Origin of the sequence: Streptomyces sp. NPDC052721, from assembly GCF_040678315.1 — a bacterium.
In the GTDB taxonomy this organism is placed as follows: domain Bacteria; phylum Actinomycetota; class Actinomycetes; order Streptomycetales; family Streptomycetaceae; genus Streptomyces.
Genome location: NZ_JBFATL010000011.1, coordinates 1 through 12,711, shown reverse-complemented (window position 1 = coordinate 12,711; position 12,711 = coordinate 1). Strand labels below are relative to the sequence as shown.

The 12,711-nt window shown below is 71.6% G+C and carries 9 protein-coding genes and 1 pseudogene; 3 read left to right on the top strand and 7 right to left on the bottom strand.

Going from position 1 to position 12,711, the window contains the following annotated elements:
* Window positions 1–125: 125 nt before the first annotated feature.
* Both disA and radA read right to left on the bottom strand, forming a co-directional pair.
* Window positions 126–1,250: a DNA integrity scanning diadenylate cyclase DisA gene (gene disA, locus AB0L21_RS13245; protein ID WP_365699246.1), complete on the bottom strand. Its 1,125-nt coding sequence runs from the start codon at window positions 1,248–1,250 to the stop codon at window positions 126–128.
* 80 nt (window positions 1,251–1,330) lie between these two features.
* Window positions 1,331–2,740, bottom strand: coding sequence for a DNA repair protein RadA (radA, locus tag AB0L21_RS13240; protein ID WP_365699247.1), 1,410 nt, complete (start codon window positions 2,738–2,740; stop codon window positions 1,331–1,333).
* 220 nt (window positions 2,741–2,960) lie between these two features.
* Between radA and AB0L21_RS13235 the strand changes: the two genes are divergently transcribed.
* From AB0L21_RS13235 to AB0L21_RS13225, 3 genes and pseudogenes are all read left to right on the top strand, one after another.
* A complete protein-coding gene (locus AB0L21_RS13235) occupies window positions 2,961–5,588 on the top strand; it encodes a CGNR zinc finger domain-containing protein (protein WP_365783962.1) in 2,628 nt (875 codons plus the stop codon).
* A gap of 21 nt (window positions 5,589–5,609) precedes the next feature.
* Complete coding sequence (locus AB0L21_RS13230; protein ID WP_365784125.1) at window positions 5,610–6,140, top strand: ATP-binding protein; 531 nt, start codon at window positions 5,610–5,612, stop codon at window positions 6,138–6,140.
* Between the two features lie 54 nt (window positions 6,141–6,194).
* Window positions 6,195–6,404 (top strand): annotated as a pseudogene (locus AB0L21_RS13225) (polyphosphate kinase 2); the annotation flags it as partial.
* Window positions 6,405–6,810: 406 nt separating this feature from the next.
* On the opposite strand, the gene AB0L21_RS13220 reads toward AB0L21_RS13225, so the two are convergent.
* From AB0L21_RS13220 to AB0L21_RS13200, 5 genes are all read right to left on the bottom strand, one after another.
* Window positions 6,811–7,782, bottom strand: a complete 972-nt coding sequence (locus AB0L21_RS13220) for an alpha/beta hydrolase (RefSeq protein WP_365783960.1) — start codon at window positions 7,780–7,782, stop codon at window positions 6,811–6,813.
* 327 nt (window positions 7,783–8,109) lie between these two features.
* Window positions 8,110–9,012 carry an NAD(P)H-binding protein gene (locus AB0L21_RS13215; protein ID WP_365783958.1) on the bottom strand — a complete coding sequence of 301 codons (903 nt, stop codon included), beginning with the start codon at window positions 9,010–9,012 and terminating at the stop codon, window positions 8,110–8,112.
* A gap of 760 nt (window positions 9,013–9,772) precedes the next feature.
* Window positions 9,773–10,225, bottom strand: a complete 453-nt coding sequence (locus AB0L21_RS13210) for a MarR family winged helix-turn-helix transcriptional regulator (RefSeq protein WP_365783956.1) — start codon at window positions 10,223–10,225, stop codon at window positions 9,773–9,775.
* Window positions 10,226–10,472: 247 nt separating this feature from the next.
* A complete protein-coding gene (locus AB0L21_RS13205) occupies window positions 10,473–11,693 on the bottom strand; it encodes an MFS transporter (RefSeq protein ID WP_365783954.1) in 1,221 nt (406 codons plus the stop codon).
* Window positions 11,694–12,258: 565 nt separating this feature from the next.
* Entirely contained in the window at window positions 12,259–12,639 is a 381-nt protein-coding gene (locus AB0L21_RS13200) for a nitrile hydratase accessory protein (RefSeq protein ID WP_365783952.1), read from the bottom strand.
* Window positions 12,640–12,711 lie beyond the last annotated feature (72 nt).

The following is a 12,711-nucleotide window of genomic DNA, read 5'->3' as shown; positions in this document are numbered from 1 at the left end:
AGCGCATCGAAGGGGCGCGGGGCTGTGTCGATATGCGGCTCCGCCGCGTGGGTGCGGAAAACCACGGCGCACCCGCAGCCGCCACAGGGCATCCGGCCCCGAGCTGTCAGACGCCCGGCCGGACCTCAGACGTAGCGCTCCAGGATCGACGACTCCGCCAGGCGCGACAGCCCCTCCCGTACGCTCCGCGCGCGGGCCTCGCCGACCCCGTCCACGGTCTGCAGGTCGTCGACGCTCGCGGCGAGCAGCTTCTGCAGGCCCCCGAAATGCTCCACGAGCCGGTCGATGATGGCTCCCGGCAGCCGCGGCACCTTGGCCAGCAGCCGGAACCCCCGCGGGGACACCGCCGAGTCGAGCGTCTCGGGAGACCCCGTGTAGCCCAGCGCCCGTGCCACCGTGCCGAGTTCCAGCAGCTCCGCGTGGCTCAGCGCGTCCAGCTCGGCCAGCGCCTCGTCGACCGTGCGGGACCGCTTCGCCGTCGGCTCGGGGACGTAGTCGCGGACGACCAGCGAGCGGTCGGGTTCGACCCCGGCGATCAACTCCTCCAGCTGAAGGGCGAGAAGACGGCCGTCCGTGCCCAGCTCGACCACGTACTCGGCGATTTCGGTGGCGATACGGCGGACCATCTCCAGCCGCTGCGCGACCGCCGACACGTCACGGACCGTGACCAGGTCCTCGATCTCCAGCGCCGACAGCGTGCCCGCGACCTCGTCCAGCCGGAGCTTGTACCGCTCCAGGGTCGCCAGCGCCTGGTTCGCGCGGGACAGGATCGCCGCCGAGTCCTCCAGGACGCGCCGCTGACCGTCCACGTAGAGAGCGATCAGCCGCATCGACTGGGAGACCGAGACCACCGGGAAGCCGACCTGCTTGCTCACGCGGTCCGCCGTGCGGTGCCGCGTGCCCGTCTCCTCCGTCGGGATCGTCGGGTCCGGGACCAGCTGGACGCCCGCGCGCAGGATCTTCGACAGGTCCGACGACAGCACGATGCCGCCGTCCAGCTTGCACAGCTCCCGCAGCCGGGTCGCGGTGAACTCGACGTCCAGCACGAAACCGCCCGTGCACATCGCCTCGACCGTCTTGTCCGAGCCGAGGACGATGAGCCCGCCGGTGTTGCCGCGCAGGACGCGCTCCAGGCCGTCACGCAAGGCCGTACCGGGTGCCACGGCGCTCAGCGAGGCGCGCATCAGACCATCGGAACCGGCACTCCCACCGGACTTGCCGGGAGCTGCTGCCCGGTCGTTGGCTGCCACTGCACTCCTCCGGTCGCAGGTTCTGACGCGCTCCCGCAGCCGCACTCGGTTCGTACGGACGGGCGAGACCTGGGCAAAGTCTACCGGCGCTCCTCCGCCTCCCGCGGGGCCTCTCGGCGACGGGAGCGCGGCAGGACCCGGAGCGCGTCGCCCATGTCGGCGACTTCCAGGACCTTCATGCCGGGCGGCACCTTCCCCGGATCGGCCGGTACGAGCGCGTGCGTGAAGCCCAGCCGGTGCGCCTCGGCGAGCCTGCGCTGCACGCCCGTGACCCGTCTGACCTCGCCCGCGAGCCCCACCTCGCCGATCGCCACCAGGTTCTTCGGCAGCGGGGTGTCGCTGGCGGCGGAGGCGAGGGCGAGCGCGATGGCGAGGTCGGCGGCCGGCTCCGACAGCTTCACGCCGCCGACCGTCGCCGAGTAGATGTCCCGCTTGCCGAGCGCGCTGATCCGGCCGCGCTGCTCCAGGACGGCCAGCATCATCGACACGCGCGAGGTCTCCAGGCCGGACGTCGTGCGGCGCGGGGAGGGGATCTGGGAGTCGACGGTCAGCGCCTGCACCTCGGCCACCAGCGGACGGCGGCCCTCCAGGGTGACGGTGAGGCAGGTGCCCGGGACCGGCTCGGCCCGGCGGGTCAGGAACAGCCCGCTGGGATCGGCGAGGCCCGTGATGCCCTCGTCGTGCAGCTCGAAGCAGCCGACCTCGTCCGTCGCCCCGTAGCGGTTCTTGACGCCCCGCACCAGACGCAGGCGCGCGTGCCGGTCGCCCTCGAAGTGCAGGACGACGTCCACCAGGTGCTCCAGCAGGCGGGGCCCGGCGATGGCGCCGTCCTTCGTGACGTGGCCCACGAGCAGCGTGGACATGCCCCGTTCCTTGGACGCCCGGATCAGCGCGCCCGCCACCTCTCGGACCTGGGCCATGCCGCCGGGCGCGCCCTCGATCTCCGGGGAGGCCACCGTCTGCACCGAGTCGAGGATCAGCAGGGACGGCTTGACCTCGTCCAGGTGGCCGAGGACGGCGGACAGGTCGGTCTCGGCGGCCAGGTAGAGGTGGTCGTGGAGCGCGCCGATGCGGTCGGCGCGCAGCCGCACCTGGCTCGCCGACTCCTCGCCGGTCACATAGAGGGTGCGGTGCTCGGCGTCGGCCGCCTTGGCGGCCACGTCCAGCAGCAGGGTGGACTTGCCGACGCCGGGTTCGCCCGCGAGCAGGACGACCGCGCCCGGCACGAGGCCGCCGCCGAGCACCCGGTCCAGCTCCGGCACGCCGGTCGTGCGGGCGGTGGCCTGCCGGCCGTCGACCTGGCCGATGGGCAGCGCGGAGGTGCTCACTCGGCCCGGGGCCGTGGTCCGGACCGCGGGCGCGCCGTACTCCTCGACCGTGCCCCAGGCCTGGCACTCGGGGCAGCGGCCGAGCCACTTGGCCGTCTGCCAGCCGCACTCGGTGCAGCGGTAGGACGGGCGGTCCTTGGTCGTCTTGGTACGGGCAGCCATGCGGAAACCGTAGCCCGGGGCACTGACAACGGGACCGGCGGTCGGGCGTGAAGGAGCGGGGAGCGCGTGTGGGGGAACCGTTCTCGCCACCGCCCACGGGGATCCAGCCGCGGAATAAAGGGTTCGTGTCCCCTTATGAGGGATCGTTTCACCCGTACGGATTAAAAGTGCTCAAGGTTCCAGAAGGGTCACTCCGCCGCCGCCTACGGTCGCACGGGTGATGAGCAGCAGTCCGGAGACGACCACCCGCACGACAGGCGCGCACCGGGCGCATCGCGGGGCACGCGAGGCCCGTGACGCACGACGCGAAGCACGCGAGAACCGTGAGGAGAAAGAGGCGCGCGACCGCGCCGCCGCACGCACCGTCGCCCAGCGCACGCCGGCGCGCTACGAGCCGTACCTGGACGGCCTGTTCACCTACTGCCTGTCCGTCCTGTGCGACCACGACACGGCCACCGCCGCCCTCGGCGACGTCCTCGCCCTGGCCGAACGGCGCAGCCACCGCGCCCCCGGCGCCCCCGGCGACCTCAGGGCCTGGCTGTACGCGCTGGCCCGCTGGGCGTGCCTGCGCAAGCTGGCCGAGGCCAAGCAGAAACGTCAGGCCACGCATGCGGCGGGGCGTGGCGGGGTGGCGCGCGGCGGAACGGGCGCCGCCGGCAAGGGGGCGCACGGCGGCGGGAGGAAGTCCGGCGCCGGGAAGGGAAGAGCCGGGGGTGCGAGCGCCGGCGGGGGCGGCGCCGGGGTGGCCGACACCGCCTGGGGCGCCGGGGTATCCGGGACTCCGGGCGCTGCCGGGACTGCGGACGCTGCCGGGACTTCGTGGACGCCCGGGCCTGGGGCTGTCGGGACTGCGGGAGTGGACGGGCCTTCCGGGGCCTGTGGGTCCGCCGGGTTCGGGCCCACCGGGGCCGCAGTCTTCGCCGGCTCCGGGTCCGCAGGGTCCGCGTTCGGGTCCGCAGGGTCCGCGTCCGGGTCCGCCAGGCCCCCCGCCGGGACTCAGTCGCCCTCCGGGGCCGCCAAGAATTCCCGGACTCCGGGCCCCACCGGTGAAGAGCCCCCCGCGTCAGCCGGCGCCCTCCCTCCGGAGATCCAAGAGCAGCGCCGCCGCGAACTCGCGCTGCTGGCCTGGCCGGAGGCCGCCGGCACCACGCCCGAGCAGCGCGAGGCACTGGAACTCGCCGTCCGTCACCACCTCGCCACCCACGAGGTCGCCGCCGTCCTCGGCATGGAGCCCGCCGCCGCGCGGGAGCTGCTCGCCTCCGCCGCCTGCGAGGTCGAGCGCACGCGCGCGGCCCTCGCCGTGGTCGAGACGGGCGGCTGCCCGAGCGTGGCCCACCTCACCGGTGACAACCGGCTGGTCCTCAGCACGGCCCTGCGCCGCGAGCTGGTCCGGCACGTCGACGACTGTCCGCGCTGCCGCCGCACCGCCGAGCGCGCGGTCCCCGGCCGCTGGCCCGGCGCCACGGTCACCCCCGCCGAGCTGCCCGTCCTGGAGGCCCCGCGCGCGGCCCTGGCACGCCACCCGCGCGCGCGGGGCGCGGCCGTACCCCGTTTCGACCGGCGCGGCTTCCCGATGGACCCCAAGGACCGCGCGGCCCGCCGTGACCGCATCCGCGCGCGGGCGGTCACGACGACGGTCGTGGCCACGGTGGTCGCCGCGCCGGTCCTCGCCCTCTGGGCCGCCTACCGGGGCGGGCCGGCCGGGGAGGCCGACGGGCGCTCGGCGACCGCGCGGGAGGCGCAGGGTCCCGAGGTGCTCGGCGGCGACACGTCCGGCGGCTACGAGAACGCGGGCAACGCCAGCGTGAAGCCGGGCGTCCGCATGGGCAAGAACGGCAAGGCGGACGTCTCGGTGGAGGTGGTCAGCGTCGGCGGCACGGGCGGGAAGGGCGCGGGACAGCTCGATGTCAGCGCCGCCAACGACGGCGACACGACCCTGATCACCCTCACGGCGTCCGGCGCGTCCGAGGTCCGCTGGTCGGTGTCGACGTCGGCCGGCTGGCTCTACTTCAGCCAGTCCTCGGGAACCCTGGAGCCCGGCCGGACGCTGACGATCAAGGTGTACGTCGACCATCTGCGCGAGCCGTCCGGCCACTGGCACGCGCAGGTGGCGGTGGCACCGGCGGGCGCGGTCGTCTCGATCGACGGTTACGGCACGGCGCCGAGCCGCCCGACCCCGCCCCACGCCTCACCGGCACCTGAAGAAGTAAGACGTATTTCACACCCTGGGGAGGAGAAAGTGGGCTGGTCAGCCCTTGCCCGATACGACGCGGACCCGGCACCCGGAGGGCTCGCACTCGTGCAGGAACTCATGAACACGATCGCGGCGGGCAAGCCGCGCCGTGAGGATCTCCTCGCCGACCTGTCCACCGCGCAGGAGTGGCTGAACGGTGCCCTTGCCGAGTGGGCGACGGCCACAGCGGTGGCGCCCTTCCGCGTCACCCTCGGACAGGACGACCTCGACGGACTGCGCGACTTCCGGGACGACCTGCGCCACTCCGTCGCGGTTGCCGACGAGGGAGTGGAGCACCCCGCGGGTGCTGCTTCCAGGACGCTGCCCGCGGTTCCCGTGAGCATGCAGTGGGACGACTCCGGCCATGTACGGCCTGTCCCCCGCGGTTCCGGCTGGAGGAAAGTGGCTTCCCTGGCAGCCATCGAGGTGTTCAAGGCCCAGCAGGACGGGTCGTGGGGCCGGATCAAGACCTGTCGGAACCCTCGTTGTGCGGTCGCCTTCTTCGACCGCTCCCGCAACAACAGCGGGGTGTGGCACAGCGTGAAGGTCTGTGGCAATGCCGCCAATCTGCGCGCTTACCGAGCGCGCCGGCGAGCCTCCAGCGCGACCATGTGACGCGGCGAACAGGGCTCCGCTATCGAGGACAAGCTCACCCAACTCGTCGCCGCCCTGGATGCGCACTCGACCGCGGCACCCGACCTGGAGACCGCCGCCGACCAGGTCCTGTCGACGCTGCTGCCCGACGCGGACGGCCACGACGACGTCACGCTGCTGCTGACGCAGCTCCCGGCGGCTCTGCCGGCCACGGCCGCCACGGACCTGCCCGCCACGCCCGAGTCGGTGCCGGCGGGCCGCGACTTCCTCGGCAAGGCACTGGGCACACGGGACTGCGTGGGCGCGGCGGACGACCCGCTCCTGCTGCTCTCCGAGATCCTCACCAATGCCGTGCAGCACGCCCAGGGCCCCATCGGGGTGCATGCGTGCCGCACGGACACCGATCTCACCGTGGAGATCAGCGACCGCAGCCCCCACCTGCCCCAGCCGCGCCTGGCGGCGGAGGACGAGGAGTCCGGGCGCGGCCTGCTGCTCGTGCGGGCCCTCGCCGACGACTGGGGCGTGCGTCCCACTGACGGGGGGAAGACGACGTGGTTCAGCCTCAAGGTGTGAGCACACGCCGCCGTCCCACGTCTGCCTCGCTCCCTCGCACCGTCAGTCGTCCCGGACATCTCCGAGGCGCCCTGGTACGTCGTGGAGAGCGACGGCAAGCGCCGGGCGCTGCTGAACATGATCACCCACCTGCTCGGCTCGGTCCCCTATCACCACGTGCCCCCACCGGTTCCGGAACTGCCGCATCGGCCGCCGTCGACCGGCTACGAGCGGCCGCCGCGCGATCTGCAGACCTACGTCCCCGATCACGCGGCCGACCTGTGAACCGGTCATCGCGCTCAACTGGCGTACGGACCTGACTGACCACGGGCTCGGCCACGTGGCCGAGCCCAGCAGCGGCGAAGCGACGCGCACCGTCCCGGCGACGCCGTCGCCACCACGGAGGGCTCCGAGCACGCGTCCCAGCCCGACCGGCGGTACGAAGTCACAGGTGGTACGACGGCCATCGGAGATGTCCGCTTCGAGTGCGTGGCGGGGCAGCCGGGCAGTTGCCCGGGGGACGACCGCCGGTATCGGCGCACCGTGAGCCCGGTGACGGTCACCGTGGTGAGCGGAAGGAGAACCGGCGATCCGCCCCCCTCCCGTGGTGCGAGCCTGACCGTCGGCTGAAGAGGCCGTCTCGGTGCACGGATAGGACCCTCTGAGGGTGGGTACGAGATGTGACTGCCTGTCAGTGGGAGCGGGACAGGGCGGCGGCTCGATACGGGGCCAGGAACGTGATGAGGGCCGTCAAGATCTCCTGGGGCGCTTCTTCGGCAACCCAGTGGCCGCTGCCTGGAATGACCAGGGTCTCCACGTTGTCCGCGGCAAGCTTCATCGTGGTGGCGACTCCCTGCCCGACACTTTCGGCTCCGCCGATCGCCAGGACCGGCATGACCAGGCGCCGCTTCACGCGTTCTGCGTTCTGCGTGAAGGTGGTGTCGAGATGCCGGTACCAACCGAAGCTGCCGCGCAGTGCGTGCCGGTGTGCGGTGAGGGATTCAATGTAGTAGCGGGTGGCATAGTCGGGCAGCTTCCGTGCGGCCTTCGTCTCCAACTGCCAGCCGAAGTAGATGTTCTCCCGGCCCGCAACGAGTAGTTCGTTGACGTGCTCCAGCCGGTTGAAGGGGAAGTGCCAGAGCATGTTGTTGGCCTGGGAAGTACCGAGCAAGGGCGGTGACGGCGTCACCCCGGGGATCACGGCTTCCGCGACGGCGAGCCGCTCGACCCGGTGCGGGTGGTCGGCGGCGAGCGCGTAGCCGATCGGCATGCCGGTGTCATGGCCCACCACCGCGAAGCGGTCGTAGCCGAGGGTTTCCATCAGCGCTGTCAGGTCGCCGGCGAGGGTTGCGGTGTCGTATCCGTCGCTCGGCTTGTCGGTCAGTCCGGTGCCGCGCTGGTCGACGGCGACCACGGTGTAGTGCCGGGCCAGTTCGGGCATGATCAGGCGCCAGGCGTACCAGTTCTGCGGCCAGCCGTGCACCAGGAGCAACGGCGGTCCGTCGCCGCCGATTACCGCGTGCTGGCGTATTCCATTGGCCCGGATGAGCCGGCTGGTGAAGATGCGCTCGAAGGCTGCGGGGAGTCCCGGAACGCTGGAGACGGAACCGAAGTCATGAGAGGTTCGGGCGGCTGCTGCGGCAGGCAGTGCGGAGGTGCCCACGAGCCCGACACCGGCGGCAACGGCAGTAGCGCCCCCGACAAAGGCGCGACGTGAGACCCCCCGGGTGTCATGATGCGGCGGCCGCGCATCATGACCTGCTCGGGAGGGCGGTTTCGCTGAGGACGTGGTCATGTACTTCCCTTTCTGGCGTCGGTACCCGGCAGGTCGAAGTCGACGGAGCCGGGATCGGCGATACGGGCCTCCGCCCTGGGGCCACCGCGTGTGTTGAGGCACGAGGCACGTCGCAGCTCTCCCGGTAGGCGGGATGGCGATGAACAGGTCAGGGCGTCTGGCATGGCCGACTGGGGACCGCAGCTTTCGAATCGATCAGCCGCGGTACAAGTCCTTGCGGGCGGCAACGAACGCCTCGATCGACTGCGCGGGGACGCCTGTCACACGTTCGACGTCCCCCGAAGTCCGGTCGTAGCGGTTCTCCTGGTGCAACCGCGCCATGGTGACGATGTGCTGCTCGATGTGCGCGGGCAGACCCATCTTCGACAATCCCTCGGCGTGCCAGCGGTCCAGCGGCACGTCGTTGTACGACACCTCACGGCCGAGCGCCCGGCTGAACTCCTTGGCCATCTCGTGCATGTCCACCGAGCGGGGACCGGTGAGCTCGTACACGGCACCGATGTGCTCCGCAGGATCGCGGAGCACGGTGGCGACCACCCGCGCCACGTCTTCGACAGCCACCGGCGAGGTGCGTCCCGTGCCGAACGGCAGCGCGATGGTGCCGTTCTCCCGGATGGTCCGTGCTGCGAGGGTGGTGAACAGAGGGTTGTCCAGGAAGGAGGTGGGCCGGATGTGCACCACAGGCAGAGCGGACCAGTTGAACACCTGCTCGGCGAGCCAGTGCAGCCGCTGCTGATGCGACTCCGCGGTGCTCGTCGCGGTCATCTGGGAAACCGTCATCTGTGACATGGCCACCAGGGCATCAAGCCGGCCGTGCTCACGTGCCACGCTGGCCACCACGGTCGCTGCCAGGAGGTGGTCGGGCGATACGGGCATCGCGAAGTACATCCGTGCGGCGCCCTTCAGGGCGGCTTCCACGGTCTCCGGCCGCGTCAGGTCACCGATCACCACCTCGGCACCTAGCGCGCGCAGAGCGTCAGCGGACTCGTCGTCACGACGCACCATCGCGCGCACCGGTACGTTCTGCGCGCGAAGCTGCGCGAGGACCGAGCGGCCCACGGCGCCAACCCCGGTCATGAGAACAAGATTGTCGGCCATTGATCAAGCTCCTTATCTGGGCACAAATCGAGGCAGCAGATGGCTCCTGGCAGCAACGGCGCGGTGACACCGCGATGGCCTTGGAAGCAGGCACCTGTCCGTGCGTTCGGTGGTTGCTCGAGTACGGCGGTACCCCGCACCCTCACCAATAGGAGCATATGCTCTTATTGCTGAGCCCGCAAGGACGCTCCCGGCCTTCTCCGCCGAGTGTCGAGCTCTCCACTTCTTCGCGGTCCCGCGACGGGGTCCGCCGGCCTTCGGTCCGGGCACAATTGTCGCCCCTGGCCGGTCCGACCACCGCCCGGCCCTGCCGGGCAGCTCGGGGTGGCAGGACCACATGCCGCGGAGGCGCGCGAACGGCCCCGCCGCCGAGGCCCGCACGGCATCGACGCATGTAAGCGGAGTCGGCCGGTGGGTTGTGGCCGACGGGTTCGCCGGAGGAGCGGGATGCCGCAGCCCGGGTGAGAGCGTCAGGCGGAGGCGGGCCGGATCCTTCGCCGACTCGCCGCGGCCGGGGTGCTGTCGCAGCACCGGGCGACCGTCACCCGGGGGGAGCCGGCCGAGGCTTCGGTCGCGGCAGGGGTGCGGCGGGGTGTCGTGTGTGGACGCGAGCGATGGGGTGTCCGGGAGCGTACACGGTCGATCGGCCCCCGTCCGCCATGAACGGTCAGCCAGGCATTCCGACTGGACACGAAGGCCGGGACCTGTCCCGGGCTGAGGGATCTCCCACGGTGATGACAGACCACTCGCCGGACGTCGCCTACTCCGCCCAGGGCTCGAAGCCGGTGTGCAGGACGGCGCCGAGCGAGGTGCGCAGTCGGGCGGCCTCGTCGGCTCCGAAGCTCTCCTCGAACTGGGCCTGCACCTCTCGCCAGAGTGGTATCGCCACCTTCATCCGGTCACGGCCGTCCGGTGTGATGGCGGCGATCCGTGCCCGGCGATCCGCCGCAGACGTCTCGACGGTCACCAGACCCTCGCGGGCGAGTGGCTTGAGGTTGGAGGCCATCGTCGTGCGGTCCATGGCGATCGCCTCGGCCAGACTGGTGATCGTCATCTCGCCCTGGGTGCTGAGCTTCTGCAGGATGCTGAACTGCGTCGCGCGAAGACCGACGGGTGCCAGGGCCCTGTCGTAGGTCGCGCCCAGATAGCGGGCGGCCTTGCGTAGGGCCAGGCTGTTGCACGAGTCGCTGGAGTCATTCCGCGCGGTTGTCATGGTCTCCTCCACTGTCTTTCCCCTGCCATGATACGAGGGCCTGCTCGTAAATGCGACGGCCTGCTTGCTGCTCCCCCGCGGCCAGGGACAGTGCCTGACCTGGCGTCCGGTGGCGGCGGCTGAAAGCGTCTCGTCCCTTCCCGCCGACTGCGGCACCGCCGCCGGCCGGGAGGGGAGTCGGTGCACTGATCCGGACTTCCGTCACCACTCGCCCGACCGGGTACGCCGGCGGAAGCGGGTGCCGCGATCAGGAAGCTCCGCCGACTTCGGGTGCTGTCGCCGCAGGGAGCGACTCCGCGTGCGCCGCGGCTGTGTGGTCCTGGTGGCGGCGGATGATGAAGTGTGCCGTCTCCGCCGTGACGAGGCCGAGGGCGATCAGTGCGGCGCCCAGGGGGCCGAGCCAGTGTGCGTCGAGCCATGCGATGCCGACCTGGCCGAGGGGCGGTGCGATGGAGACACCGACGTAGACCGTCGCGGTGTTGAGGCCGGTGAGCATGGGCGCCGCCGTAGGCATGGCCTCGATCAGGCGGTGGGTCTGGGGGGTCAGCAGACCCCATGCGCAGACGCCCCAGACGACCAGCGCCACGATGGAGGTGCCCAGGTGCGCGCTCGACCAGGGGAGCAGGGCGAAGTCGACGGTGAGCACGACGATCGCGGTGTTGATGATGCGTCGTGCGCCGAGCCGGTCGACCAGGGCACCCGATCCGAGCGTTCCCAAGGTGGCCGCCACACCCCACACGAACAGCAGGGCCGCGAGGGTGGTGCCGCTGCCACCGGTGGTGCGGTCCAGACTCTCCGCGATGTAGGAGTAGACGATGTACAGGCCGGTGAAGACGAGGAGCGTGGTCAGCAGGGTCATCCCGATACGGCGATCGCCCAGCGGGGCGACGCGGGCCCTGAGCGGCACCAGCGGTGGGTTGGCGATCTTGGGCAGCAGCAGGGCGATTCCGGCGGCGGCGAGCACACCCAGGGCGGACACGAACAGCATCGTGGCCCGCCAGTTGCCGGTCACGCTTCCGATGGCCGTGCCTATGGGGGCACCGAGCGCGGTCGCCGCGCTGAGACCGGCCAGAACCGTCGAGATGGCGCGGCCTCTGCGCTCCGGCGGTGCGAGTGCGGCGGCCGCCGCGACGGCGGTGGGGCTGACCATGGCACCACCGAGTCCGGCGACGGCCCGTGCGACCAGGGCCACACCGAAAACGGGGACGAAAGCCGTCAGGAGGTTACCCGCGACGAATATGCCGAGGCCGGTGAGGAAGAGCGTGCGGCGCGGCCAACGCGCGGTGAACGCCGCCATGACGGGACCGAGAACGGCGTAGGCGAAGGCGTAAGCGGTGATGAGCCATCCCGCGGAACCGATGCCGACGCCGAGGGAATGCGCCGCGTCCGGCAGGATTCCAGCGATGACGAAGCTGTCGGTTCCGATGGCGAACAGCGCGGCGGTCAGAACAAGGAGTGATCGGTACACGGGTGTTTCTCCGGCGGACGTGACGAGGGTGGTGGCGTCGAACTCCGCAGCACCGGAAGGCGGCCGGAACGGCGGCGGCAGGTCGGACGGCCGGGCGGCGCAGACGCTGCTCTCGGGGGACGTCGGCGGCCGGGACAGCCGCCGGTTCGGGCTTCAGGCGGTCCCGTCAGAACGTTCGTTCGACAGCCGGCCAGTGGGGCGCTGGTGACGGAGAGGTACGGGATGCTGTGCGATGGGCGGCTACGACGTCACAGCCGGCGATGGGCGACCAGGCCGGCGTCGCGGGGAGGGGACGGCCCGGTACCCGGTGGATGAGGAGGGGATCGGTCCTCACGCTGATGACACTGACGGCGGTCCGATCGGGGGTCACGATGCCGTCGGAACGCTCTGAGCAGCTCGGCGCCATCCAGGTCGGTGCGCTGGTGGCCACCGTCGCCGGGCTGCCGGCGCTCGTGACGCCTTCTGTGTCCCTGGTCGGGTCGTTCCGGCGACGGCCCTGTCGTGCAACCGGTTCCCTTGCGGGAAAGGGCGCGGATCAGGGCCGTCCCGCTCAGAGTTCCGCAGGTCAGTGAGGGTGAGGGTGAGGGTGGTCGTGGTCGTGGTCGTGGTCGTCAGAGTGGTCGTGGCCGGGAGGACGCTGGGCCAGGGTTTCAGCCCGCGCGGTGACCTCCTCCGCCGTCACGGCGCACAGGCCGGTGAGGACGTCCTCCAGGGCGGCGAGCCAGAGCCGGTAGTACTCGTATGGCTCGTCCGGTGCCGCCGTGGACTCCCAGGCCGCGATCCGGGCGGCCAGCGCGCCCTGGAAGTCGGGCCAGGTGAACGCGCCGGCGTCGTACAGGCTGACTGCCATGCCGAAGGCGCGGCTCTCCCAGGGCTCGGCGAACACCAGCTCGCCGTTGGAGCGGGGCGGTGCGGCCGGTCCTTCGATGTCCAGGGGCGCGCTCATGGTGCCGTCACCTTGGCCACGCCGACCATCGCGTCCCGCGTCACCAGGGGCACGAGTTCCTCCTCGGACAGG

Excerpts from the sequence above, each read along its gene's own strand:
- radA (WP_365699247.1), bottom strand. The coding sequence starts at position 2,740 with ATGGCTGCCCGTACCAAGACGACCAAGGACCGCCCGTCCTACCGCTGC.
- AB0L21_RS13235 (WP_365783962.1), top strand. The coding sequence starts at position 2,961 with ATGAGCAGCAGTCCGGAGACGACCACCCGCACGACAGGCGCGCACCGG.
- AB0L21_RS13215 (WP_365783958.1), bottom strand. The coding sequence starts at position 9,012 with ATGGCCGACAATCTTGTTCTCATGACCGGGGTTGGCGCCGTGGGCCGC.
- AB0L21_RS13210 (WP_365783956.1), bottom strand. The coding sequence starts at position 10,225 with ATGACAACCGCGCGGAATGACTCCAGCGACTCGTGCAACAGCCTGGCC.
- AB0L21_RS13200 (WP_365783952.1), bottom strand. The coding sequence starts at position 12,639 with ATGAGCGCGCCCCTGGACATCGAAGGACCGGCCGCACCGCCCCGCTCC.